General features: G+C 57.3%; 23 protein-coding genes. 5 read left to right on the top strand and 18 right to left on the bottom strand.

The genetic code is table 11. The annotated features are described in order from the left end of the window. Window positions 1-20: 20 nt before the first annotated feature. The 7 genes from QU667_RS08240 to serA all read right to left on the bottom strand — a co-directional run bounded on the left by QU667_RS08240 (window position 21) and on the right by serA (window position 9886). A complete protein-coding gene (locus tag QU667_RS08240) occupies window positions 21-1442 on the bottom strand; it encodes a glycoside-pentoside-hexuronide (GPH):cation symporter (protein WP_006305824.1) in 1422 nt (473 codons plus the stop codon). Window positions 1443-1454: 12 nt separating this feature from the next. Beyond that, the gene (locus tag QU667_RS08245; RefSeq protein ID WP_185980429.1) at window positions 1455-2060 is read right to left on the bottom strand and encodes a cytidylate kinase-like family protein; all 606 of its coding nucleotides are present in this window, start codon (window positions 2058-2060) and stop codon (window positions 1455-1457) included. Window positions 2061-2286: 226 nt separating this feature from the next. Then, entirely contained in the window at window positions 2287-4836 is a 2550-nt protein-coding gene (locus tag QU667_RS08250; protein WP_304986720.1) for a two-partner secretion domain-containing protein, read from the bottom strand. Window positions 4837-4857: 21 nt separating this feature from the next. Then, window positions 4858-6303, bottom strand: coding sequence for a ShlB/FhaC/HecB family hemolysin secretion/activation protein (locus tag QU667_RS08255; RefSeq protein WP_304986721.1), 1446 nt, complete (start codon window positions 6301-6303; stop codon window positions 4858-4860). Window positions 6304-6598: 295 nt separating this feature from the next. Further along, a complete protein-coding gene (gene deoD / locus QU667_RS08260) occupies window positions 6599-7306 on the bottom strand; it encodes a purine-nucleoside phosphorylase (protein WP_304986722.1) in 708 nt (235 codons plus the stop codon). 31 nt (window positions 7307-7337) lie between these two features. Next, entirely contained in the window at window positions 7338-8207 is an 870-nt protein-coding gene (gene htpX / locus QU667_RS08265; protein ID WP_304986723.1) for a zinc metalloprotease HtpX, read from the bottom strand. Window positions 8208-8290: 83 nt separating this feature from the next. Then, window positions 8291-9886, bottom strand: a complete 1596-nt coding sequence (gene serA / locus QU667_RS08270; RefSeq protein WP_304986724.1) for a phosphoglycerate dehydrogenase — start codon at window positions 9884-9886, stop codon at window positions 8291-8293. 244 nt (window positions 9887-10130) lie between these two features. Between serA and QU667_RS08275 the strand changes: the two genes are divergently transcribed. The 5 genes from QU667_RS08275 (at window position 10131) to QU667_RS08295 (ending at window position 15477) form a co-directional block, all read left to right on the top strand. Beyond that, window positions 10131-11063 (top strand): ABC transporter permease, encoded by a 933-nt coding sequence (locus QU667_RS08275; protein ID WP_304986725.1) that lies wholly within the window; start codon window positions 10131-10133, stop codon window positions 11061-11063. After that, a complete protein-coding gene (locus QU667_RS08280; protein ID WP_304986726.1) occupies window positions 11064-11897 on the top strand; it encodes an ABC transporter permease in 834 nt (277 codons plus the stop codon). Between the two features lie 94 nt (window positions 11898-11991). Next, window positions 11992-12117, top strand: a complete 126-nt coding sequence (locus tag QU667_RS08285) for a secretion protein HlyD (protein ID WP_304988437.1) — start codon at window positions 11992-11994, stop codon at window positions 12115-12117. Window positions 12118-12302: 185 nt separating this feature from the next. Then, on the top strand, window positions 12303-13826 hold the full coding sequence (locus QU667_RS08290; RefSeq protein WP_304986727.1) for an ABC transporter substrate-binding protein: 1524 nt from the start codon (window positions 12303-12305) through the stop codon (window positions 13824-13826). 34 nt (window positions 13827-13860) lie between these two features. Then, complete coding sequence (locus QU667_RS08295) at window positions 13861-15477, top strand: dipeptide ABC transporter ATP-binding protein (RefSeq protein ID WP_304986728.1); 1617 nt, start codon at window positions 13861-13863, stop codon at window positions 15475-15477. Here the strand turns inward: QU667_RS08295 and QU667_RS08300 are convergent. The 11 genes from QU667_RS08300 to QU667_RS08350 form a co-directional block, all read right to left on the bottom strand. Then, on the bottom strand, window positions 15472-15600 hold the full coding sequence (locus QU667_RS08300; RefSeq protein ID WP_304988438.1) for a secretion protein HlyD: 129 nt from the start codon (window positions 15598-15600) through the stop codon (window positions 15472-15474). The genes QU667_RS08295 and QU667_RS08300 overlap by 6 nt on opposite strands. Before the next feature lie 127 nt (window positions 15601-15727). After that, window positions 15728-17389: a hydroxylamine reductase gene (gene hcp, locus QU667_RS08305; protein ID WP_304986729.1), complete on the bottom strand. Its 1662-nt coding sequence runs from the start codon at window positions 17387-17389 to the stop codon at window positions 15728-15730. Between the two features lie 175 nt (window positions 17390-17564). After that, on the bottom strand, window positions 17565-18080 hold the full coding sequence (locus QU667_RS08310; RefSeq protein ID WP_304986730.1) for an ECF transporter S component: 516 nt from the start codon (window positions 18078-18080) through the stop codon (window positions 17565-17567). 118 nt (window positions 18081-18198) lie between these two features. Then, window positions 18199-18882 carry a cytochrome c biogenesis CcdA family protein gene (locus tag QU667_RS08315; RefSeq protein ID WP_304986731.1) on the bottom strand — a complete coding sequence of 228 codons (684 nt, stop codon included), beginning with the start codon at window positions 18880-18882 and terminating at the stop codon, window positions 18199-18201. Between the two features lie 27 nt (window positions 18883-18909). Beyond that, entirely contained in the window at window positions 18910-19452 is a 543-nt protein-coding gene (locus QU667_RS08320; protein ID WP_304986732.1) for a TlpA disulfide reductase family protein, read from the bottom strand. Between the two features lie 11 nt (window positions 19453-19463). Further along, on the bottom strand, window positions 19464-20204 hold the full coding sequence (locus tag QU667_RS08325) for a 16S rRNA (uracil(1498)-N(3))-methyltransferase (protein ID WP_304986733.1): 741 nt from the start codon (window positions 20202-20204) through the stop codon (window positions 19464-19466). Continuing rightward, window positions 20204-21154 carry a 50S ribosomal protein L11 methyltransferase gene (prmA, locus tag QU667_RS08330; RefSeq protein WP_304986734.1) on the bottom strand — a complete coding sequence of 317 codons (951 nt, stop codon included), beginning with the start codon at window positions 21152-21154 and terminating at the stop codon, window positions 20204-20206. The genes QU667_RS08325 and prmA overlap by 1 nt, the downstream gene beginning before the upstream one ends. Window positions 21155-21330: 176 nt before the next feature. Continuing rightward, entirely contained in the window at window positions 21331-21711 is a 381-nt protein-coding gene (locus QU667_RS08335) for a desulfoferrodoxin family protein (RefSeq protein WP_304986735.1), read from the bottom strand. Between the two features lie 197 nt (window positions 21712-21908). Further along, a complete protein-coding gene (locus QU667_RS08340; protein ID WP_304986736.1) occupies window positions 21909-22877 on the bottom strand; it encodes a glycosyltransferase family 2 protein in 969 nt (322 codons plus the stop codon). Then, entirely contained in the window at window positions 22874-24460 is a 1587-nt protein-coding gene (locus tag QU667_RS08345; protein WP_304986737.1) for an ArnT family glycosyltransferase, read from the bottom strand. The genes QU667_RS08340 and QU667_RS08345 overlap by 4 nt, the downstream gene beginning before the upstream one ends. A gap of 85 nt (window positions 24461-24545) precedes the next feature. Further along, entirely contained in the window at window positions 24546-24917 is a 372-nt protein-coding gene (locus QU667_RS08350) for a PTS glucitol/sorbitol transporter subunit IIA (RefSeq protein ID WP_304986738.1), read from the bottom strand. Window positions 24918-25061: the final 144 nt, after the last annotated feature.

Genomic DNA, 25061 nt, shown 5'->3' on the forward strand with positions numbered 1-25061 from the left:
CCACAAATGTTACCACAGGATTACTTATTCATTTCATCCCATTTCTCCTCGAGTTCCTCCACAATGCGTGCATGCTCCGCCTCCGTAAGCGTCACCTTCGCACGATAGAGAATCGTCCCAAGCAGGATGAACACAAACGGCAGTGCAAACATGACGAGCTTGAAGTTGAAGAGGTTCTCCGGCGTGATCGTCGCCGCCGTCGCGCCGCTCGTCATGCCGACCCAGATCGCAGTCAGACCGATCAGCCCGCTTGTAATCGCACCCGCGAGCTTGTCCACCAGAGGACGCACGCAGAGGACAAGAGCCTCATCACGATGCCCGAGCTTCAGCTGCCCGTACTCGACTGTATCCGTGATCGTCATGAGCACAACGAGAAAGATCAGCGGCTGCGGCAGAGCAAAGAGACCTGCGGCAAAGAGGGTCATAAGGACGCTCGTGCCCGCCATCGCGTAGAGCACGATGCCAACGAGCATCACGGCAACCGAGCCGAAGAAGAGCCTCCGACGGCTGAACTTCTCCGTCAGCGTCGGGAAGAGAGCCACGGCGAGCAAGCCGATGATAACGTTGATGACACCGAGGAAGGAGAATTGCTTCGCGTCGCCGAGCACATAGATAAAGTAATAGAGGTTGAAATTATTGATGACATTCTGCCCAAGAACAAAAACAAGATACGCAATCGCCACCCAGAGCAGCTGATCATTCTTGATGAGGATCGAGAACACGTCCTTGAACGAGGTCTCCGTCTTGTTCTCGCGCAGCGCGGAATCCTCCTCCTTTGTCCCAAGGCCGAGGATAATCGCGCCGAGGGTTGCGATGCCGCCGCCGATGACCGCAAACGCAAACCAGCCCGCAGAGTCACCCGCACCGCCGTTCTCGTTCAGCGAGAAGTAAAGCACGACGGGCATGACGATCGCCGTGACCAGCTGACCGCCGAACACCGAACCAATACGTGCATAGGTCGCCGTCACCTCACGCTCGCGCGAGTCGAACGAGAGCGCAGGGATCATCGACCAGATGGCAACGTCCTTTGCCGAGTAGAACACATCCATGATGAGGTAGAGGACTGCAAAGAGGACGAGGTAGAGCATCGGATTCGACACCGTCAGCCCGCCCATATCCGTAAATAGGATCGCCAGCGTGATCGCCGCAACGAACGCGCCCACAATGACCCACGGCTTGAACTTGCCCCAGCGTGTCTTGGTCTTGTCGATCGTATTGCCGATGAACGGGTCGAGGAACAGCTCGCCCACGCGCAGGACAAGGATGATCGTCGTCACAATGCCGATCATATAGGCATCGTGCTCGTGGTTGTCGGAGTGGAACAGATTGCTCGTGACAAAGATCATAAAGTACGTACCGAGCATAGCATAGAACACATCATGTCCGAAGGTGCCGCAGGAATAAGCGATGCGCGGCCAGAATTTGCTCTTTTTGTCCGACATGGGAAGCCCTCCTCAGCCTTTGACCGTGCGGATGTAGGCAATGATGCCATCCGCAATCTGCGCGAGCGGCGCACGTCCCGCATTCACAACGAGGTCATAGTGTGCGCCGTCGCCCCACTTGCGCCCTGTATAGTAGTCATAGTAGCGCGCGCGTTTCTCGTCCTCACGATCCATCTCCTTGAGCGTCTTGCCTTCGTAGACCGTGCGTCCGCGCTCCTCACGATAGTCGTCGTCCGCACAGACGAAGATGGAAAATACATCGTCGCGCTTCCGGAGCGCATAGTCCGCACAGCGCCCGAGGAAGATGCACGGACCGTCGTCGGCAAGTTTCCGCACAACGTTTGACTCCGCCATGAACATCCCCTGACTGGACTCGCCCATCGCCATGCCGAACGAGTGGAACGGAATGAAGCGCGAGGCAAGCGGCTTCACCGTATTCTCAAGCTCAAGCAGCTCCTTCTCATGCAGATCGTTGATGCCAAGCTTTGCCGCCGCGAGATGGACGATCTGTCGATCGTAAAGATGAACGCCCAACTTCTCGGCGAGAATGTTCGCGAGTTCCCGTCCGCCGCAGCCGTACCGACGGCTGATTGTGAGGATGAATTTCTTCTCCTCCATGTGACTCCCTCCTTCAAGAGCAGGAAGCAAAATTGCTTCCTCTATAAAACATTCATCTGGATGGAAAAGGAAAAGTAAACGTTTTCTTTCTTACGATTTTCATTATAACCCATCGTTTTCCAAAAAGCAAACGTTTTCTTTCTTCTTTTGAAAAAAATTTACCGCACAAAGCGCAACAGCTTCATGCGGTAATATCATGCTCTAAGCAGAAAAATCATCCGGAAAGTCAAGCGAAGGTAACGTTCTCCGCCACCTCAGATGTATCAGGGTAGACAGGGGCAGCAGAAACGGTCGTTGCCGCATTCGCAGCCTCGTCGAGGGTATTTGTGGCGATGTTCTCCTGTGCCGTCTTTGCCTCCTGCACGGGGGCGTAGGCATTCAGCACCTTCTCGACGAGAGCGACCTTCTCGCCGTCGGAGAGTGCCGGCGCATTGGCGATCTCCTGCACGATGCCGATGACGACACCCGCCGTCTGACGGCGGGATACCGCCTTGTTCTCGTTCAGCTGCGCCACCGTCTCCATCAATTTCTCGGCACGCTTTTCCTGCGTCGTCTCTGTGAGTGCCGCCTGTGCCTTTGCACCGCCCTCGGCAATGTTTGCCGTATCATCGGCGGAAAGGTGCGGCGCATCGGGAGTCACGGGCGGTGCGGGCGGCGTGGGCGGCTGTGGGACGGGCGGCACTGGTTCGCTCGTCTCCGTGAATGCCGCCAACTCTGTCCCTGCACGTTTTACATGGGAGAACGGGTCTCGCAAGAGGGATGCGGTCGAGTCGTTCGTGCGTATGACGGCATCGGCAGGGTTGACCCGCAGCGTATTCGCAGCAGTGAGATTGCTCCCCTGCCAGACACCGATTTTTCCCGCACCGAGATTGAGGTGCGTCCCGGAAACCTCCGCGTTCCAAAGACCAAGTTCGTTGTCCTTCGTCACCGTCACCTTGACATCACTCGTCGAACGTGTGTCGGTGCTATTGTGCGACGAACCTGCATAGAGAGCCGTCATCCAATTTTCTTGAAGTTTGCTCTCTTCAAGTGTCACCTTGCCGCCAAAGATGCTTGCCCCGCTGTATTCCGCATCCGTGGGATGCGTTACGGTAACATTCTTCAGATGGACGACATTATTCACGCCCGCCGTCTTGTTTTCGTGGACAAGATTGCCGACATCCGTGTCGCCATCGTCGTGGCTCTGGGCGTACGCATAAATATTAAACATGCCCGTTGCGATCGTGCTGTTCCTCAGGCTGACGCTGCCACCGTCCGCATAGAACTCGCGCTGCGTACAAACGTCAAGCCTATTCGCCTGTAGGGTATTGGCGGCACTCGATTCGTTCTTCTGCCAGTAGTCCTGCCAACGCGGCGCGGTCTGGTCGTAGTCCACCTTCGTGAGTGCGGACAATGAGAACTCCGTGCTCGTCCCGTGCAGCTTGGCGCGGTCTGCATTGACGGTATGCCCGACGATACCGAACGATGCTTTCCCATCCGTCGTATGCGACACCGTTCCATGGAACGCGAGGTCATTGCCTTGCGCACCGCGATAGGTAAGCAGTTCATCCCCATGATCATTTCCGTGCTGCCGCTTAAAACGGTTGCCCGCAATCATCAGTACCTCTGCCTCATTGTGCGCATTGCTCTTCATCTCAATCGTCGCATCATCCGCGACGGTGATTTTGCCGCCGTAGATCATGCCCTGATTCGCCTTCAGCTTGCTCCCTGCGATGTTGATGGTGCGGTCAGGTGCACTTGTATCGTCCATCACTGCGCCGTTCCCCGTTGCGCGATAGGTCGCAACTGCTTCCACGCCGAGCCGATAGACATCCGCAGTGCTGTTCTTGATGTCAATAACACCGCCGCCAAGCTGTAAGGACTTGCCCTCTGCGGTGACACCATTCAAGGAGACTCTATTTGCTGCCGTCACATCCGCAGTGAACACATGCTTGGCATCATCAGCATCGCGCTCATCCGCATGGAACTTCGACGCGGCGTAGATGGTCGTTTCTGTCCCCTCACCGAGGAATTTTGCGCCCGTTGCGGTGACGGTCGCACCGCCGATCTCGACCTCGCACTCCTGATTGTTCTTGACGTTGACTGTGCCGTTGAAGACGACATCGTTGCCCGCATTGTGGGTAACGTTCTGTACCTTCCCATCTCCCCCCACCATCGTGTAGTCCGCGCGATCCATCGCCTTGATGTCGAGTATCGTCTTGTTCATCGAGCCGTCGCCCAGATTGAATGTGACGCCGTCCGCCACATTTACCTTGCCGGCGAAGATAGAAACACAGTCCACAGCGTTGAACTCCGCGCCCCTGTCAATGTTTATCGTCCCATTGGTCGCCCCCTTGGCAAAACTGAGCTGATTGCCGCTCTCCGTCATGCCGAGCGTGGAGAGGGTCAGATTGGCGACGTTCAGCACAGCGTTCCCACCGATATGAATTCCGTTCGGGTTCACGAGTACAAGATTGCCGCCGTTCTGGTTCATCGTGCCAAGGATGTCGGAGAGCTGCGATCCCGTCACATTGTTGACGAGGGTCTTGTCACTCGCGATGTTGAAATTCAGCGTCTCACCACTGCCGATATTGAACGTATTCCAGTTGATTGTACTGTCCGTACCCGCCGTAATGGTCGCGCCGTCTGCGACGGTCGAGAAGTCCGTACTACCGCCGATATTCACATCGCCCGATTGCACTACGCCGCCCGTCGGCATGGCGAGTGCGGAGCTCGTGAGCGCGAGGGTAATGAGTGCCGCAAGGCTGCTGCGGCGCATTTTCTTTTTGAGATTCATTCCGTTCCTTCCTTTCCTCTATTAGAAACTCACGCTCGCCATCAAGTTCCAATGGCGGCTGTTCTGCTTGTTGAGGTTCACCTTGTCCGCATCGCGCAGAACCCGCGCATAGTCGAGGGAAAGCGAGAAGCGGTCATCCGCATAGCGCACGCCGAGACCCGCACTCGCGATGCTGTCGCTGTCAAAGATCGCATTGCGGTTCTTGTCGTTGCGGTTGTTCGAGAGATGTGCGTAGTCCGTGAACGCGAGGAGGCGCGTATGCTTTGCTATCTCGGGGCTGTAGATCTCAAGGCTTCCCACAAAGCCCTTGTCCGCACCGATCGCACGCTCGTCAAATCCGCGCACGCTCATCGCACCGCCCGCACCGATCTGTTCGGCGGGGACGACGTGATCCTTCGTATACTGTCCCGTGAGACGCACGGCTCCAATCCAGTCACTCTTGGTACGCGCCTGATAGTTCGCTCCTGCCCGCAGGAGGGTGAACCGGCTGTCCGCGCCCGGCGTGACTTTCTCATAGGAGGCTCCGTCTCCGCTCACGTTCACCGCAAGTCCGATGTTGCAGGAGAGGACGCTGTTCGCCTTGCGCTGGCTGTGCAGGTAGGTAAGGGAGGCGAGCATGATGTTGTAGTCGGTCTTGTTGTTGTAGGTTTTGCCGATAAACTTATACCCGAAATCGCTCTCCGTGCGGCGGTAGCCGAATCCCATGTCGAGGATGTCCTTGTTCCGCGCCGTATAGGAGAGGAACCGCTGATAGTGCAAATCGACGTTCGTGCTCCTGCCGCCGATGTTCACATCAAAGAGGCTGCGCGCGCCCGTGTCATAGTTGTCGATGTTGGTGCGCCCGTGGCTGACGCTCGCGGAGATCGCGCCTTTCCACTCCGGCATGAGTTTCCGATAGGAGAGTGCGCCGACCTTGACATCGCCGAAGTGTCCGGGCGAGGTGACGAATGCCGCACCGAAGGTGTCCGCCGTTCCTGAGAGGTTCGTGTTGAGGTAGGTGAGTGCGGTGCGCCAGTCGCCTGTGTACTCCGTCCCCGTGTTGCTGACCGAGAGGCGGACATGGTCGCTCTTTTTCTCCTGCACCTTGACCGTAACGTGGTATGCTCCTGCGCCCACAGGGGTGAACTCCGTGCTGAGGAGAAGTCCTCCCGTGTCGTTGACGCTCTGGATCTGCTGCGAGAGGGTGCGGATGTTCACGGTGTCGCCCGAGAGCTCGGGCAGCAGTGCACGCACGGTGTTCTCGTTCCCGCCCGTGACGGTGATCCCGCTCACGCGCACGTTCATGTTCCGCGTGTCCATCGCCGTTGCGTTCTTCTCCGCCGCACTGCGCACATCCATCTCCGAATGCGCGATGGCGCGCGCCGCACTGTCGCGGTCGCTGTCCGCAGCCGATGCCGTCCCGTAGTTCAGCAGTGCGCCCCCCGCAAGCATCGCCGCCGCGAGCATCCTTGCCTTCTTTTTCTTCATGCCTCTACCATCCTTTCGGAAGCGTACCGCCCCGTGCCATATCCACACGCGCACAAGTGCAGCACACTTCGTTCCGCTTCGCCGCACAATCTGCGGCGCGACTTCGTACAACACGCCAAAACTTATCCACAGTCTAACGTGTATTAAAATTATAGCACGTATCACCCCCCCGTCCAGACTTTTGTCCTGCGGGAGATATTATTTTATTTTATAGAAAAAAACTATAAAAAAAGAACTGCCCTGCGAAGTACAATACTTCACAGGGCAGTTCGTTGGAAAGCCTCTTAGCAAGGACTCACGCGACCGCCGTTTCAAGCGCGATCTTAATCATGTCATTAAATGTTGTCTGACGCTCCTCTGCCGTGCATCGCTCGCCCGTGAGGAGGTGGTCGCTGACGGTAAAGAGCGCGAGCGCCTGCCGTCCATACTTCGCCGCGAGTGTATAGAGCGCCGCCGCCTCCATCTCGACCGCAAGCACACCGTACCGGCGCAGCTTCGCATTGTCGATCTCCTCATCGTAGAAGCGGTCAACGGAGATCACATTGCCGACGCGGACGGGGAGGTTCAGCTTCTTTGCATTCTCCACAGCCGCCGAAAGAAGTTCATAGTCCGCGAGCGGCGCATAGTTGATGGACGCGCCAAAGATGCTGCGGATCATGCCGGAGTCCGTGGTTGCGCCCTGTGCGATGAACACGTCGCGCAGCTTTACCTTCTCGTGCATTCCGCCGCACGTCCCGACGCGGATGAGCTTCTGTACGCCGTAGCAGTCCATCAGCTCGTTCACATAGATGGAGATGGACGGCATTCCCATGCCCGTCCCCTGCACGGAGACGGGAACTCCCTTGTATGTGCCCGTGTATCCGAGGATGTTGCGAATCGACGTATACTCCTTCGCCCCCTCCAGAAAATGCTCCGCGATGAACTTCGCACGCAGCGGATCGCCCGGCAGCAGAATACGCTCGGCGATCTCGCCCTTTTCGGCGGCAATATGCGGTGTACTCATATCATGTTTCCTCCTATTTGCTTTGCAAAATTCAGCGGATGTTCATGCGCTGCGCCTGTGCGCGGAGACGTGCGATGCGCTCCTGCGTATCGGGATGGGTCGAGAACAAGCTCTTGAACGAGATGTCGCGCCCCGTCAGCGGGTTGATGATGCACATATGCGCCGTGGACGGGGTCGCCTCGGGCAGCTGTGCGCCGTGCACGGCGTAATACTCGATCTTTTCGAGTGCCGACGCGAGGTAGTTCGGGTTACCGCAGATCTCTGCGCCGCCCTCGTCCGCGCTGTACTCGCGCGAGCGCGAGATCGCCATCTGGATGAGCGCCGCCGCAATCGGAGCGATGATTGCCGTCACGATGAGCCCGATGATGCCGCCGCGGTCATCGTCGCTCGAACGTCCGCCGCCGAAGATCGCCGCCCACTGGGCGATACTCGCGGCGTAGGAGATAACGGTCGCCATGGTCGCCGCAATCGTCGAAATGAGGATGTCGCGGTGCTTGACGTGCGCGAGCTCATGACCGAGCACGCCCGAGATCTCGTTGTAGTCGAGCACGCGCATCAGCCCTGTGGTGACGGCGACCGCTGCGTTCGACGGGTTGCGCCCCGTCGCGAATGCGTTCGGCGCATCCTCGTTGATGATGTAGACGCGCGGCATGGGAAGCCCCGCACGCCCCGCGAGTTTCTCCACGAGCCCGTAGAGCTCGGGCGCACTCTGCCGGTCAACCTCCTGCGCGTTGTACATGCTGAGCACCATGCGGTCGGAGAACCAATACGAGAAGAAGTTCATCCCGAGCGCGATGATGAGCATGACGGTCATGCCCGTATGTCCTGCAAAAATTCCGCCAAGAGCAACCATGAGTGCCATCAGGAGCGCCATCAGCATTGTTGTTTTGAGTGTATTCATAGGCATTTGCCTCCCTTACAATCAGATCTTTGTCCTTTTGACTATATCATAACGGACGATTATGGAAATAGGCTGAAACCCTCTCAAATCGTTTCGAAATTGACCAGTTTCGCGTCAAAGATGCCGTCGATGGCAAGCAGACGCGCAAGCGTATCGTCGGGGATGTCGTGGTCGATCGTGAGCGCCATGATACTCATGCCCTCGCGCTTGGACTTGCCCACCTGCATGGACGAGATGTTGATCCCCGCCTCGCCCATGATCGAGCCGACCGTGCCAATGACACCGGGACGGTTGATATGCGGACAGATGAGGAGGCGTGCGTGCGGATCGATGTCCACGCGGAAGCCGTTGATCCGCACAATGCGTCCCTCCGTACCGAAGAGTGCGCCCTGCACCTCTGCCGTGCCCGCTTCTGCCGTACCCGCCGCCGTCGTGACGCGTACAGTGATGAGCGTCGAATAGTGCGACGTTTCCTTCTCCTTGATCTCTGTCACCTTGATGCCGCGCGACTTGGCGACGCTTGGCGCATTGACATAGTTGATCTCGCTCTCAAGGATGGGGTTGAGCATCCCCTTGAGGAGCGCCGTCGTGAGAAAACTCGTGTTAACCTCGGTAATCTCGCCGTTGTAGACAACCTCCACATGGGAGATGGGTCCTTCCGCGAGCGAGCAAACGGTGCAGCCGAGCTGCTCCGCGAGGGTGATGTAGGGACGAATGACGCGCATGACCTCCTTCGAAACGGGAGCCATGTTGACCGCCGCCGCCACGGGCTCGCCGCGCAGCGCCGCGCAGATGCCCTCCGACACGTCCACAGACACGCCGATCTGCGCCTCCACCGTGGACGCGCCGAGGTGCGGCGTGAGTACGATATGTGGGGCATCGCGCAGCGGGCTGTCCGCCGCCAGCGGTTCGCTCTCGAATACGTCGATTGCCGCCCCCGCGACGATCCCCTCCCTGAGTGCCGCCGCCAAATCACTTTCGTTGATAATGCCGCCGCGCGCACAGTTGACAAGACGCACGCCTTTCTTCATCTTACGCAGCTGCGGCATCGAGATCATACCGCGCGTTTCCTTTGTGAGCGGCATATGCACGGTGATAAAGTCCGCCGCCGCAAAGATGTCGTCGAGCGTCCCGACGGTCACGCCGAGTGCCTTTGCCCGCTCCTCGTTGATGTACGGATCGTACGCGATGATGTTCATGTCAAAGGCGAGCGCACGCTTGGCAACCCCGCTGCCGATCCGCCCCATGCCGATGATGCCGAGCGTCTTGCCGCGCAGCTCCACGCCGACGTACGCCTTGCGGTTCCACTCCCCCGCGTGCATGGTCGCGTCCGCCGCAGGGATGTTGCGTGCCAGTGAGAGCATCATTGCCATTGTATGCTCGGTCGCCGCGATCGTGTTACCGCCCGGCGAGTTGATGACAATGATGCCACGCTCCGTCGCCGCCTTCACGTCGATGTTGTCCACACCGACACCCGCACGCCCGATGATCTTGAGTTTGTCCGCACGTGCAAGCACATCTGCCGACACCTTCGATGCCGAGCGCACCATGAGCGCGTCATAGTCGCCGATGATCTCCACGAGCTCCTCGTGCGCGATCTTATCGCGTACATCGACCTCATAGTCCGCCAGCAGTCCGATTCCCTCGGGCGAAATCCCGTCCGCAGCTAAAATCTTCATCTGTAAGCCCTCCCATGCGGCGCAGTGCCGCAGTCCATATACACAGTGTAGTACGCTTCATTATAGTCAAAAGGGGCGATGTGTGTCAAATGCTTAAGGAAGCGCTGATAATTTTATATATATTCATATCTTTACACTTCGGTTGACAATCTTCTTCTATGGGCGATATACTGAAAATTAATGTCTGACATATAAATGAAAAAATAAGACTTCGCTTCAAAACATACAATATAATGGAGTACCTATGACATACAAGACCATCCTCGGGCGGTGTCTGCAATTCATCCCCGTCTTTTTCGGCATTACCCTGCTTTCCTTCGGACTCATCTACATCGCCCCCGGCGATCCCGTCGGCATCCGCCTCTCGGCGGGCGGTGTCGCCGCCGATCCGCAGCTCGTGGAGCGGATGCGTGCGGAAATGGGGCTTGACGCACCTTTCCTCGTCCAGTACGGACGTTGGCTCACGCACTTTCTCCAAGGCGATATGGGCAAATCCTACATCACCGATCTGCCTGTAGCAGCAACGTTTTGGAAAGCACTGCCCTACACGCTGCGCATGGCGGGCACGGCGATGGGGCTCACGCTCCTCATCTCCCTGCCGCTCGGTATCGCGATCGCCGCATGGCGCAACAGCCGCATAGACTATGCAGTTCGCTTTCTGACCTTCATCGGCAACGCAACGCCGGGCTTCATTGTCGCGATTGTACTCATGTTCGTATTCTCCCACCGCCTCGGCTGGATTCCCGTACTCGCAACCACGAAGCCGATCGGCATGATACTGCCTGCGCTCTCGCTCGCGCTTGTCATGTCCTCACGCTACATCCGTCAGATTCGTGCGGCGGCACTCGACGAGCTGGCAAAGGATTATGTGATCGGGCTGCGCGCACGCGGCATCACGGAGCGCGTGATCCTGTTCCGCAATGTCCTCAAGAATATCATGGTCATTGTCGTCACACTCACGGGCATCTCCATTGGCTCGCTGCTCGGCGGAACGGTGATTATTGAGACCATCTTTAACTGGCCGGGCATCGGCAGCCTCATCATGGGAGCAATCGGGAATCGCGACTATCCCGTCATTCAGGCGGTTGTCGTCTGGATGGCACTCGCATTCTTCCTCGTGAACCTGCTCGCCGATCTCTCGTACCGCTATTTTAATCCGAAGATCAAGGATCTCTAAATGATGAACTTCTTTCTGCATACACCGCCGCTCTTTCGGTTGCTCGCGCTCCTTGCGGCACTTATCCTCATCGTGAGTCTCTTCTCCGCGCAGCTTGCGCCCTACGATCCGTACGCGACCGATCCGCAGCTGATCCTAAAGGCACCGTCTGCAGAGCATCTCCTCGGCACGGACAACTACGGCAGGGACATCCTCTCGCGCATTCTCGCGGGCGGGAAAACCTCGATTTTCGCCGCCCTCTTCATCATCCTCATAGCGGGTTCGCTGGGCAGTTTCATCGGACTGCTCTCGGGCTACTATCGCGGACGCATGGACGCGGTGCTCATGCGCATCACCGATGTATTTCAGGCATTCCCCGACATCGTCCTCGCAATCGCCGTCGCAGGTGTGCTCGGCGGCGGCCTCGTCAATGCCGTGCTTGCACTCATCGTAACGACGTGGACGCAGTACGCACGCATTGCACGCAGCGCGGCCATCGCGGCGCGGGAGGAGACATACATACAGGCGGCGCGGCTCTCGGGCTGCACCGACACGAGCATCCTGTTCGGACACATCCTGCCGAACATCGCAGGCCAGCTCGTCGTCACGGCTGTCCTGCACGTCAGCACAATGATGATGGGGCTGGCGGGACTCTCCTACCTCGGCATCGGTGTCCAGATCCCCGCCGCCGAGTGGGGCGCGATGATCAGCGAGGGACAGAAGTATCTCCAACAGGCGCCGTGGGCGGCACTCGCACCGAGCGCGATGATGGTCGCTGTCATGATGGTGTTCAATATGTTTGGCGATCAGCTGCGTGACCTGCTCGATCCCAAGATGCGGGAAAAACGAGTGTAACTTACAGACAGATTATCTGTATGGATGCTGTGTAATGCCTCAAAGCGAACCCTAGGGAATCGCTGATAAAATGAAGTCTGTCAGATTGGTGTAGATTTTTTGTCCTGTCAAGGAGACAAACTGGACGCATAGCCAAAGCTATGTGGAGGATTTGTCGACGATGGCAGGGCGAAAAAGATGCGCCAAGATGGCAGTGCTGAATTTATCAGTGCTTCCCTAGTGAAGCAAGTGAGTAAAGAGTGCGTTTCGCCCCCTGCGGATTTCTTTCGTTCAAGCGCAGCGCGTTTAAGAAGTCCGCAGGTATTTAGGCGAATAAGCACACGATCACTTGCGTAACGAGGCGTTCGCGTGAGGCTTACACAGCGCATACAGCATCTCTGATAAATATTTTTCAGGAGGATTCCCATGAACAAAACACTGAAACGTCTCTGCGCCGCGCTCCTGCTCGCCGTTCCGCTCACGATGAGCGGCTGCGGCGGCTCGGATCAGGCGGCAGACAGCAAGAAAATCGTGCGCGTCGGCGGCACAGTCGCCGTGACGAGCTCGATGGATCCCGCGAAGGAGTGGATGGGCTGGTATGCCGTGCGCTACGGTGTCGGCGAAACGCTCTTCCGTCTCGACGACAGTATGAAACCGCAGCCGTGGCTTGCCGAAAAAGCGGAGAATGTCGAACCGACGGTCTGGCGCATCACGCTGAAGGACAATGTCACCTTCTCGAACGGCGAGAAGATGACGGCGGACAAGGTCATCGCCTCGCTCAAGCGCACGGCGGAGACGAATGACCGCGCTGCGTGGCTAAAGGATGCAGAGTACACAGCGGAGGGAAATGTCCTCACGATCCGTACGAAAGAGCCGTATGCGACCCTCGTCAATGACCTCTGCGACCCGTACGCAGTCATCGTCGATGTTGCAGGCACGAAGGACTTTGAGAACGCGCCCATCTGCACGGGGCCGTTTGTCATGAGCAGCTTTGAGGCGGACAAGCACGCCGTCATGACGAAGAACCCGAAGTATTGGGGCGGCGACGTGAAGGTCGACGAGGTCGAGTATACGAAGATCGCAGACTTCAACACGCTCGCAATGGCACTGCAGGGCGATGAGATCGACGTAGCACTGGATCTCAACCCCGAGACGGCAGAGACGATTGCGGCGAATGACAAGTTTACGGTTGTCAAGACGCCGCAGACGCGCACCTATCAGCTCTACATGAACCTCGATAAGCTCACCGATCCTGCGGTTCGTCAGGCGATCATGTACGGTGTCGACAAAAAAACCATCGGCGACCAGTACCTGAGGGGCGCAATGACAGCGTCGAACAGTGCGTTCCTCGCCTCCACGCCCTATGGCGATCCCGCACTCAAGGCGCGCTCCTACGATCCCGAAAAGGCAAAGCAGGTACTTGCGGCGGCAGGATATACGGACACGAACGGCGATGGCATTGTCGAGAAGGACGGCAAGCCGCTGACCGTCGAGATGGGTGTCTACAAGCGTCTCTTCAACGAGAACATCACAACGGAGATGCAGGCACAGCTCAAGAAAATCGGCATCAATGTCAACATCGTTTCGCATGAGAAATCAAATTACTACAAGGCGGGCGAATACGAGATCGGTCTTTACTCCGTCATCACCATGCCTACAGGCGATCCGTTTGCATTCCTGCGCGACGTGCTGAGCGCAAAGGGTGTTGCAAATTTCGGACACTATGACAATCCCGTGGTTGAGCAGTTGCTTGCCGACCTGCCGAACACGTTTGACCCGACCAAGCGCATTGCACTCGTCAACCACATTCAGCAGCAAGTAATCGACGATGCGGCGATGGACTTCATCGGGTTCAACAATATGCAGGTCGGTATCTCGAAAAAGGTTACGGGTTTCCTCTCCACGCCGAGCGACTACTATCATGTGACAAAGGATCTGGATAAGAAGTGATGTTCCTGTCAGTATTGCAGCGGAGCACACGTCGATGAAGGAACTGCTCCGCATCGACCACCTGACCGCAGGGTACGGCGGCGATGCCGTGATCGAGGACATCAGCATCAGCCTTCATACGGGTGAGGTGCTTGGCATTGTCGGCGAGAGCGGCAGCGGCAAATCCACCCTGCTTCGGGCAATCGCACAGATTCGCGGGCTCTCCACCGAGATCCAAGCGGGTACGGTTTCCTTTGACACAAAGAACCTTGCCATACTCTCCGAGGGAGAGCGGCGCAGACTGCGCGGCGAGGAGATCGCGATGGTGTTCCAGTACGCAGGTGCATCGCTGAACCCTACACGGCAGATTGGTACGCAGCTCGTTGAAGCCATGCGTGCACACACCAATCTGTCGCGTGAGGAAATCGACGCACGTGCGGCAGAGGTATTCGGCGGTATGGGCTTTGCCGATGTGCACCGTATCCTCTCTGCCTATCCGTTCGAGCTGTCGGGCGGTATGGCACAGCGTGCAGCCATCGCGCTCGCCGTCGTCCTGCGCCCGCAGCTGCTGCTCGCCGACGAGCCGACCTCGGCACTTGACGCAACGATTCAGCTGCAAGTGCTCGATGAGCTGCGTGCACTCAAGGAGCGCACGGGGACGGCAATCCTCCTCATCACACACAACATCGGCGTCGTACGGCACATCGCCGACCGCGTCGCCGTCATGTGCAAGGGGAAGATCGTCGAGCAGGGCAGTGTCACGGAGGTGCTTGGAAACCCACAGCATCCGTACACACAAAGCCTGATTGCAGCAGTACCAAAAATGTATACAGCCCCACATGATGACTGCGACCGCCGCCATCACATAGAGGACTGTTCCGCTCCCCATCCAAAAGAAAAGAACTCCCATGCCGGGGACACGCTTCTGCGCTTTGACAACGTCACCATGCACTTTGACGATGCGGCGGGACGCGTTCAGGCAATCGACGGCATCTCCTTTTCTCTCGCGCGGCGCGAACTCCTCGGCATCGTCGGTGAGAGCGGCAGCGGCAAATCCACCGTTGCAAAACTCCTCACGGGACTGCATACGCCGACGAGCGGGAAGATCCTCCTCGACGGCAAGGACATCACACACACACGCGGAAAGGAGCGGCGTGCGCTCTACACCCGCATCCAGATGGTGTTTCAGGACGCGCCGGGCTCGTTCAATCCGCGCCGCACGGTCGGCGCGATGATCGGTGAGACCATCTGCCGCCTGTGTACGCCCGATGAACGCGACACGAAACGGCGCGTCGCCGAACTCCTTACGGAGGTTGGACTGCCCGCCTCCTATGCGGATCGCTATCCGCACGAGATGAGCGGCGGCGAGTGCCAACGGGCAGCGATTGCGCGCGCGATGGCAGTACACCCCGACATCCTCGTCTGCGACGAGGCGACCTCCGCGCTCGATGTGTCCGTACAGGCGCGAATCATCACCCTTCTCCTGCATTTGCAGCGGGAGCACGGCATGAGCCTCCTTTTCATCTCGCACGATCTGCCGCTCGTCAGCTCCATCGCAGGTCGCGTCCTCATCATGCAGAGCGGGCATATCGTCGAACAGGGCGAGACCGGTCACGTCCTCAGAGAACCAAGTGAGGACTATACGCGGAATCTCCTGCGGGCGGCATTATGAAGGAAGCACTGATAAATTCAGCCGCGCCATCTTAGCGCATCTTTTTTGCCCGCTTTTTGTCGGCAAATCCTCCACATAGCTTTGGCTATGCGTCCGGTTTGCCTTCTCAATCGGACAAAAAATCTACGCCAATCTGACGGACTTCATTTTATCAGCGATTCCTAAACTCACACAAAACGGGACTTCCGTACGAAAGAACATTTTGTTTCGTACGGAAGTCCCGTTTACTAATCTATGGACAGATATTATTTTACACAGCAGCGGCTTTGGGGGCGTTTGCCTCAATGCCGAACATTGCCAGATCATCCTCAACATTCGTGATGCCGCCGATGCCGAAGGTCCGGGCGAGTACCTTTGCGATGTTCGGAGAGAGGAACGCGGGGAGCGTGGGGCCGAGGTGGATGTTCTTCACGCCGAGGTGGAGCAGCGCGAGGAGAACGATGACTGCCTTCTGCTCGTACCATGCGATGTTGTACACAACGGGGAGCTTGTTCACATCATCCAGTCCGAACACCTCTTTGAGCTTCAGTGCGATGAGTGCGAGCGAGTAGGAATCGTTGCACTGACCCGCATCGAGAACGCGCGGGATGCCGCCGATGTCGCCGAGATTCTTCTTGATGTACTTGTACTTCGCGCAGCCCGCTGTGAGGATCACCGTGTCATGCGGCAGAGCCTCCGCGAACTCACTGTAGTACCCGCGCGACTTCATGCGGCCGTCGCAGCCCGCCATGACGACGAACTTCTTAATCGCACCGTTCTTCACCGCCTCGACGACCTTGTCCGCCACGGCAAATACCTGCTCGTGTGCAAAGCCGCCCACGATCTCGCCCGTCTCCAGCTCCGTCGGGGGCGCACACTTCTTCGCACACTCAATGACGGGCGTAAAGTCCTTCTCACCGTTCACGAGCGGGATGTGCGTACAGCCCGGCACGCCGACCGCAGCCGTGGTGAAAAGGCGATCCTTGTAGCTGTCCTTCGGCGGAACAACACAATTTGTCGTCATGAGGATCGCGCCGTTAAACTTCTCGAACTCCTCTTTTTGCTGCCACCATGCGTTGCCGTAGTTGCCGACGAGGTTGTCGTACTTCTTGAATGCGGGGTAGTAATGCGCGGGGATCATCTCACCGTGCGTATAGACATCGACGCCCGTACCCTTCGTCTGTTCCAGAAGCCGCTCAAGATCCTTGAGGTCATGCCCCGAGATGAGGATGCCGGGACGATTGCGGACACCGAGCTTTACCTTCGTGACCTCGGGATGACCGTACGTACCCGTATTCGCACCGTCGAGCAGAGCCATGCCCGCAACGCCCCACTTGCCCGTCTCAAGCACAAGTGCCGTCAGTGCGTCGCCATCCATCGTATCGTCAAGAAGCTGTGCAAGTGCACGCTGCGAGAATGCATCAATCTCCTCGTTCTCGTAGCCCAGTGCGTTCGCGTGCTCGACGTAGGCGGACAGCCCCTTCAGACCGTACGTTGTCAGCTCGCGCAGGCTGCGGACATCCTCGTTCTCCGTCGCGAGCACGCCGACCGTCTTTGCCTTTGCCTCATAGTCCGCACGCGGAGCCGTCCAGTGCGCCGCTGCGGGCAGCTTCGACGCATCGGCAACCTGTGCGAGCAGCTCCGCCTTCAGCGCAAGCGTCTCCTCGATCGCGTCCATGATCGCCTCGCGGTCGAAGTTCGCGTTCGTAATCGTAATGAAGAGGTTCATCGTCACGCGATGGTTCGTTTCCACCGAAACAGTCTTCCCCTCTGCGCGCAGCTGCGTCGTCACCGCGCCGAGCCCCTTCGTCACATAGACGAGCAGATCCTGCATCTCCGCGACATCCGGCTTCTTGCCGCAGACCCCCTGCACCGTGCAGCCCTTGCCGCCCGCCGTCTCCTGACACTGATAACAAAACATTTTAGCATCCATGAGAAACTCTCCTTTGCCGTCATATACAATACACATTTGTTGCGCTGATTATAGCAAAGAGGCTTCTCCATAGACGTAACATTTGTTACCACTCAATAATCAATAGAAATTCTCATCAGATGGCCTCCGTATACTCTGAGGTCGAATCCGTAGCGCGAGCGCCGTCATGTTCCGTTCAAAACGTTGGAAACCGCCCCCGCAGCATCGGTAAAAGCAGCAGTGCAAGCAGAGCGTTCACGATACCCTCCATGAGGAGTCCCGGCGTGGAGGCAAGCGCGGCGGGCAGGCTCGCGTAGAGCACCGCACCCGCAAGGGTATATGCCGCTGCCATCCAGAGACTTGAGAGGAGGAGAGACACAACGACACTGATGCGGGGGGCGATCACATCCCCCCTGCGCCCGATTCGGCAGACGATCTCCGCCATAACGAATTTGATAACGAGGGTCGGTACAATCCAGAGTGCAAACCCGCCCAAAAGGTCGGCAAGTGCCGAGCCGATACACGCAGCAAAGAGGGTACTGCGGCGCGGTGCAAGCAGCGCAAGCAGGAAGATCACAGCATCGCCGAGATGGGCATAGCCAAGCGGGATCGGGATGTGCGGCAGATATGTCGCGGCAAAGACGAGTGCCGTCATAAGTGCGGTAAAGACAAGCTCCTGCGCAGGAATGGCGGTACGTTCACGGTTTATCATAGGGTTCAAACTCCTTTCACATCTTCTATACATTAGCACAGGTTATAAGGAAATTCAATGCAGTCAAAAATGCCCTCTCTGCGCCATAATCCCGGCGCAGGAGGGCATTCGTTCAAGGCTATGAAAATATCCGCACGAGATAGCTCAGTGAATCCGACCAGAGCAGAACGCCGAGCAGGACGAGCATGATGCCCGCCGCCTGTTGGATGCGCGGCAGATACTGATAAAACGCGCGCAGCTTCATGATGTGCCGCCGCCAGATCACGGCGAGCAGGAAGAACGGAATGGAAAAACCAAGGCTGTAGATGAACAGCAGGAGCGCTCCCGTCGAGGCGGTTGCCGTATCGCCCGCATAGAGCAGGATGGTCGCGAGCATCGGCCCCGTGCACGGTGTCCACCCAAGCGTAAAGCCGCAGCCAAGGAGAAACGCGCCGCCAATACCGCCAAAGCCACGCCTCTGAAACGGACGGTACTCACGCAGGAGCAGCGGGATTTTGATCCACCCCGTCATGAAGAGCCCCATAACAATGATGAGGACAGCCGCGCCCTGCCGTAAAATCCCCTGATAGGAAAAGAGCCATGCACCAATGACCGACGCAGTGGCGCCGAGCAGGACAAAGACGAGGGTAAAGCCTGCGAGGAATGCGGTCGTATTCGCATACAGTCGTCGTGCCTCACCGCCGTCCTGCTGACTGTTCTTCGCCAGAATCAGTGAGAACGTGGGCAGGAGCGGCAGGACGCACGGCGAGATGAACGAGAGAAAGCCTGCGAGGAATGCCCCGCCGAGCAGGGTCATTTCCATACGGTTCGCCCTCCCTGCGTCACGTTTTTAGAGCTTGCCGATAACATCTTCGAGTTCCTCTTTCGTCACACCGCCTGTCTTGCGATAGGCGACCTTCCCCTCCTTGTCCACGACGACCGTCGTCGGGATCGCGCGTACGCCGTAAAGCGTCGCCGCCGAGCCCTTTGCATCAAGCACGACGGGAAGATCCGCCTTGCGCTCCTGCATAAATTTCTGCACGGGTGCGGCGTCCTCCTGCAAATTAACAGCATAGAAGTCCACCGCATCCTTATGCGTCGCATGGAATTCCGCAAGATCGGGGATCTCCGCCTGACAGGGCGGACACCACGTCGCCCAGAAATTGATGATGTAGGGCTTTCCCTTCGCCTCGACGGCGACATCCTCACCCGCGAGGTTCTTGAGTGTGAACGTCGGTGCAGCTTCACCGCGCAGCCCCGAGCCCTTGCTCTGTTCAGCGGATGACTGTGCCTTTGCCGTCGCGCCCTGATCCGCGCTGTTGCTCGTGCCGCAGCCCGCAATCATGCTGACTGCAAACGCCGCCGCAAACAGTGCCGTATATCTTTTCTTCATAGGTTTCCTTTCTAAATGTCAAACAATTCATACTGCGTCACGGCAAGCGCAGCAAGTGCCGCCGTCTCCGCGCGCAGAATCAAGCGTCCAAGCGAAACGGACTGCGCCCCCGCCGCTCGGATCGCCGCTGCCTCGGTAGGAGAAAATCCGCCCTCCGTACCGACGATGAGAACGATGCGCCGCGCGTCGACGGAGCGCAGCACCGTGCGAATGGACTGCGTGCGCTCCTCTTCGTAACAGAAAATAATCGCCGTGTCCGGTGCATGAAGCAGTGCCGCATCCTGCAAAAGCGCGGAAAGAGACGCAGGCTGCGCAACGCGCATCAGCGCAGACCGTCCGCATTGCTTTGCCGCCTCGTCGGCGATCTTCTGCCAGCGTGCTGTCTTTGCCGCCGCCTTTTTCGCATCGTAGCGCACAACAACATGGTCGGTTGTGATGGGACAGAATGCCGCCGCGCCAAGCTCGACTGCCTTTTGTACGACGAAGTCCATCTTCTCGCCCTTGAGGAGAGCCTGTACGAGGATGACCTCAGTGCGCTCCGTCTCCGTCTGCGGCAGATACTCCATGCGGCGAAGATGTACGCTGTCGTGCACAATGCTGCAGATCACCATACGGGCAATACGCCCGTCACTGTCTGCAACGACAACCGCATCCCCCACCTGAGCACGCATCACACGCGCGAGATGGTGTGCATCCCCGCCCGTAATCTCGATTTCCTCCGCGAGTTCCCCCGCATAAAACAACCGCCGCATCAGAGCCCCGCCTCCGTCCTGCGCCGAATAATCATCGCCGCCCACTCCTTTTCACAGGTCATATCAAGGACTGCATAGCCATGCTCTGCTGCTGCACGCTCGACATCGGCAATGCGATCCTCGATGATGCCCGAGGCGAGGAGAACACCGCCCGGTGCGAGATGTGCGTCCAGCTGATCGAAGAGGCGGATGATGATGTCCGCGACGATATTCGCCGTGATAAGCTCTGCCGGTTCAAGACCCGCACACACAGAGAGCAGGTCGCTCTCGATGACGGCGACATTGCCGACATGATTTGCGCGGATATTCTCCTCGGCGACGGTGACCGCAACAGGATCATCGTCCATCGCGATCACCTCGCCCGCGCCGAGCTTCGAAGCAGCGATCGCGAGAATACCGGAGCCGCAGCCCACATCGTAGACACGCATCTTCGGACAGACGATATGTTCCAGCCAGCGCAGACACATCGCCGTTGTCGCGTGCGCACCCGTGCCGAACGCCGCGCCGGGGTCGAGATCGATGACAATCTCATCGCCCTGCGGCGTGTACTCCTCCCACGTCGGACGGACAACGATGCGCCGCCCGATCTTCTCCGTATGGATGTACGCCTTCCACGTCTCCGCCCAGTCCTCATCGGCGACAAAGGTATGCGAGATCGTCCCCGCACCGATGGGAGCATCAGCGCGGCGCAGATTCTCCACACGCTCCGCGAGCGTCAGAAGGCTGCCCTCCAGACGCGTGTCCTCGGGCAGATAGGCGCGCACGGTGACGGTCTCCGTATCCTCTGCACGCGGCAGATCGGTATAGTCCCACAGCCCTGCATCAATATACGCATTCACGAGCGATGGATCATCGATCTCCGTCCCCGCAGCGCCGAGTTCCATCAAGATATTCCCGATCAGATCCGCGCCCTCATGTGTCGTAACGACACTCACCTGTGCCCAACGCATTCCATCGCCCCCTATGATTTCTTCCGAATGTTTCTCTATATGAGATTCATTATACAGGAAGAAGATTGGAACTGCGATAAAATTTTTCTCTGCGTGCTGCCGACACGAAAAAAAGAAGATGCTGCATGAGGCGCAAAGGCCTTCGTGCAACATCCCCCTATTCTCTGCCGTTTCTCTCAGAACTCCATCTGCCAGAGTCCATGCAGGTTGCAGTGCTCAATCACCTTCACGGGTGCATCGCCGTCCATAAGACGGAACGTGACCTCGGGGGCATCGACTGCCGTGAGATTGACGCGCTGAACGCCCTTTTTCGTCACGAGAATGATGCAGTCGATAAGATGCTCCTCCGTCATCGGATGGGTAACCGAGCCGACCTTGACGTGTACCTCATGCTTCGCAGCATCGTACGTTGCCACGGGAACGTGCTTCTCCTTCGCCGCATCGACCGAGTTCGGAGCGATCGCCTTCAGCGGCGTACCGCAGCACGCGAGATCCAGTGCCTCGTCTCCATAGACCTCGACCAGATGAGACTTTCCTGCAAGATAAAATACGGACATGAATAACCCTCCTATTGCGGAAGCATATGCTTCCGATTCGTAAATACACAGCAAAGTTGAAATGAAAGGAAATCCTTCCTTTCATTGTGGAGTGCGAAAGATGCCATAGACCATATCTATTTTCTCTTTCATGAATAATAATTCTCCATAAAATAAAATTCTCCTTCTTTTCTCCCAAAAAAATTTTCGAGAAAAAATTATTTTCCCCCCTCCGCATTGGTGTCGATAAAGTCCTGCACGAGATAGCGCGGCCGCCGCTTCACCTCAAGGTAGATCTTCGCAACATACTCCCCGATCACCCCGATGGAAAGCAGAATCAGCCCGCCGAGAAACCAAAGCGAAACGACAAGGCTTGTCCAGCCGATGATCGTCTCCCCCTCAAAATGTCGAATGATCGACCAAACGAGCATGAGACCACTGATGAGGGAAATGAACATCCCCATCTGCGAGATCAGCCGAATCGGACGCGCCGAAAGTGAGGTCACGCCCTCCCATGCGAACGACGCCATACGCCGCCACGGATATTTCGACTCCCCCGCGAGGCGCTGTCTGCGCGTATAGTAGACGACATCGTGCGTCAGTCCGATCATGGGTACAATGCCGCGCAGGAAGAGATTCACCTCGGAATACGCCGCAAGTGCCGTGAGCGCACGCCGATCCATCAGGCGGAAGTCCGCATGGTTGAACACGATGTCCGCACCGAGCGCACGCATGGCACGGTAGAAACTCTCTGCCGTAAAGCGCTTGAGAAAGGTGTCCGAGGCACGATTTTCACGCACGCCGTAGACGATGTTTGCCCCCGCCGCATACTTTTCGAGCATGGCATCGACGGCATCTATGTCGTCTTGCAAATCCGCGTCCATGCTGATCGTTACATCCGCATATGGCAGAACGGTCATGAGACCCGCGAGCAGGGCATTCTGATGCCCCTCGTTGTGCGCGAGATTGATACCGGAAAAGAGCGTACTCTGTTCCGCACACGCCGCAATCAGCTCCCACGTCGCATCGCGGCTGCCATCGTTGACGAAGGCGATGCGGCTCTTTGCGCTCACCTTTTCCGCTGCAATCAGCGCAGTCATTTTTTTCCGCAGCTTCTCCGCCGTATCGTTCAGCACCTCCTGCTCATTGTAACAGGGTACGACGAGATAGAGGACAGGAATCGTCATTCTTTATCATCCTTAAAGATACAAAGTCCATCACGTTCAAAAACGAGCTGCCATTGCTCTGCGCCAAGCTCTTTTTTCATTTTATTGTACATAAAGTTACGCATAATGACATACTTCGGACGAGGATCCGCACGCAGCGCGGCAAGGGACGCTGTGTGATTCGTGTCCGCCTCAATGCCCGGGATGTCCGTGTAGAGCATCACGCCGGGGCGCAGCTGCTTGTCAATATAGAGCGCCCGTCCCTCTGCATCTGCCGATGCATGAAGGTTTTCCGCATAGTAAAGCGCTACCTGCTTTACACTGAACTGCCCCTCGACCGCAGGCATCATAAAGCCGAATGCAATGACCATAGTCACCACGCCCGCAGCGACGTGCAGCCATGCCGCAAGGAGGAGGTTGCGGGATGCCGTAATACAGTAGACAATCGCCGCCCCAAAAACAAGGGTAATCGCACCGAGCCAGAGCCCGCCCTCGGCGAGCGGCGCAAGGCTGTCCCCGCTCATCAGCCAGCCGAGTCCAAATACAAGGAACATGAGGGCACTCCCGCCCGCCCACGCAAAATGCGTCTCGCGCCAGTCCTCCACCATACGTGCCAGATTCCAGCCGATGATGGTCGAGAGCGCAGGCGTCAAGAGGAGCATATAGGAGACCTGCTTTGTCTGTGCAATCGAGAAGAATACGAGGACGAAAATCCACCAGACCTGAAAGAAAACAAGGGTCTCCGCCTCCTCCCCAAAGCTCCTCCGAAAGGCGTTCTTCACAGACTGGATGAGCAGCCCCGTCCACGGAAAGAATCCGAGAATGAGCACGGGCAGATAGAACCACCAATGTGCACGCACAGGATGGAGCGGCGCAGTAAAACGACTAACATTGTGAAATCCGATGAACTCATAGATGAACGCCATGCCGTGCATTTCATACATATAGAGATACCACGGCAGACCGACGACAACGACGAGCAAGAAACCACGCAGGACGTGCATACGAAAGATCTGCTCCAGCTGACGTGTCGCCAGCAGATAGAAGAATACGATGCCCGCCGGGAAAACCACACCAATCGGACCTTTCGTCATCACCGCGAACCCGCAGGCGAGATACATCAGCCAGTACTGTCGATGAATGAACGAAAAAAGTGCCGCCGTCATGAAAAAGAGCAGTGTCGAATCCGTCACGGACGCTTTGCCCATATACATGAGGATGATGCTCGTCCCCATGACCATCCCCGACCAAAAACCCGCGCGCGCACCGAAAATACGAGCCCCTGCGAGTGCGGTCATGAGGATCGATCCGATTGCCATGAGCGCGGACGGAATGCGTGCCGCAAGTTCGCTGAACCCGCCAAAGATCTTGAGGGATGCCACGACAAGCCAATAAAAAACGGGCGGCTTGTCGTACCAAAACTCGTTGTAGATGCGCGGCGAAAGATAGTCGCCGAAACGAATCATCTCCTTTGCCGTTTCCGCATAGACCGGCTCATCAGGGTCGAGCAGAGCCGTCCCGCCGATGCCAAACAGAATCTGAAAGGAGATCAGACCGAGCAGCACGAGATAGACCGGCCACGCAAGATTTTTTTCATCGTTCACGCAGATATGCACCTCACAAATCCCAAAGAAATGGTATGCGAAAAGGGACTGCCGCCACTGCGGCAGCCCCTCCAATGAACAGGTATCAATGGATCTCGATCGTCGCCCCCGCCCGAACATCCTCCTTCGTAAACGGCACATCGCCATGCAGCATGATACAGCCCGGGCGTTCCGCAGCGTCGCCGCCTTTGAACGAGAGCGTGCAGTGTCCGAGCGTCTTCAGCGTATGCAGAGCCTCATGTCCGATTGCCGTGATCGTGAACGCCTTGTCACAGAGAATCATCAGATCACCGACGACGGGATCCTCGTTGTAGTTCGCAGGCGTATGCAGGACAGAAAACTCCGCCAGCTCCGGCGGCGCACTGTTGTCGAAAAGGATAATAAAATTGGCGTTCGGATCATCGAGGAAAAGAAGGGACTCATCGCCCCAATGCGTGATCTCACAGTAGAATTTCATGCCACACCCTCCGCTCTCGTGCAAATTTGATGGGAACCGTTGCATTTATCTGTACTTCCCATCTCTATGCGTATCATACTATATCCCCACTGTTTAGTAAAGAGGAAAGGGGCGTGTGTTATCATAAAGAAAAAGAGTGCTCTG

Origin of the sequence: Selenomonas dianae (assembly GCF_030644225.1) — a bacterium.
Taxonomy (GTDB): domain Bacteria; phylum Bacillota; class Negativicutes; order Selenomonadales; family Selenomonadaceae; genus Centipeda; species Centipeda dianae.

Coding starts and splice junctions, on each gene's coding strand:
- QU667_RS08240 (WP_006305824.1), bottom strand. CDS start 1,442: ATGTCGGACAAAAAGAGCAAATTCTGGCCGCGCATCGCTTATTCCTGC.
- QU667_RS08245 (WP_185980429.1), bottom strand. CDS start 2,060: ATGGAGGAGAAGAAATTCATCCTCACAATCAGCCGTCGGTACGGCTGC.
- QU667_RS08250 (WP_304986720.1), bottom strand. CDS start 4,836: ATGAATCTCAAAAAGAAAATGCGCCGCAGCAGCCTTGCGGCACTCATT.
- QU667_RS08255 (WP_304986721.1), bottom strand. CDS start 6,303: ATGAAGAAAAAGAAGGCAAGGATGCTCGCGGCGGCGATGCTTGCGGGG.
- deoD (WP_304986722.1), bottom strand. CDS start 7,306: ATGAGTACACCGCATATTGCCGCCGAAAAGGGCGAGATCGCCGAGCGT.
- htpX (WP_304986723.1), bottom strand. CDS start 8,207: ATGAATACACTCAAAACAACAATGCTGATGGCGCTCCTGATGGCACTC.
- serA (WP_304986724.1), bottom strand. CDS start 9,886: ATGAAGATTTTAGCTGCGGACGGGATTTCGCCCGAGGGAATCGGACTG.
- QU667_RS08275 (WP_304986725.1), top strand. CDS start 10,131: ATGACATACAAGACCATCCTCGGGCGGTGTCTGCAATTCATCCCCGTC.
- QU667_RS08280 (WP_304986726.1), top strand. CDS start 11,064: ATGATGAACTTCTTTCTGCATACACCGCCGCTCTTTCGGTTGCTCGCG.
- QU667_RS08290 (WP_304986727.1), top strand. CDS start 12,303: ATGAACAAAACACTGAAACGTCTCTGCGCCGCGCTCCTGCTCGCCGTT.
- QU667_RS08295 (WP_304986728.1), top strand. CDS start 13,861: ATGAAGGAACTGCTCCGCATCGACCACCTGACCGCAGGGTACGGCGGC.
- hcp (WP_304986729.1), bottom strand. CDS start 17,389: ATGGATGCTAAAATGTTTTGTTATCAGTGTCAGGAGACGGCGGGCGGC.
- QU667_RS08310 (WP_304986730.1), bottom strand. CDS start 18,080: ATGATAAACCGTGAACGTACCGCCATTCCTGCGCAGGAGCTTGTCTTT.
- QU667_RS08315 (WP_304986731.1), bottom strand. CDS start 18,882: ATGGAAATGACCCTGCTCGGCGGGGCATTCCTCGCAGGCTTTCTCTCG.
- QU667_RS08320 (WP_304986732.1), bottom strand. CDS start 19,452: ATGAAGAAAAGATATACGGCACTGTTTGCGGCGGCGTTTGCAGTCAGC.
- QU667_RS08325 (WP_304986733.1), bottom strand. CDS start 20,204: ATGCGGCGGTTGTTTTATGCGGGGGAACTCGCGGAGGAAATCGAGATT.
- prmA (WP_304986734.1), bottom strand. CDS start 21,154: ATGCGTTGGGCACAGGTGAGTGTCGTTACGACACATGAGGGCGCGGAT.
- QU667_RS08335 (WP_304986735.1), bottom strand. CDS start 21,711: ATGTCCGTATTTTATCTTGCAGGAAAGTCTCATCTGGTCGAGGTCTAT.
- QU667_RS08340 (WP_304986736.1), bottom strand. CDS start 22,877: ATGACGATTCCTGTCCTCTATCTCGTCGTACCCTGTTACAATGAGCAG.
- QU667_RS08350 (WP_304986738.1), bottom strand. CDS start 24,917: ATGAAATTCTACTGTGAGATCACGCATTGGGGCGATGAGTCCCTTCTT.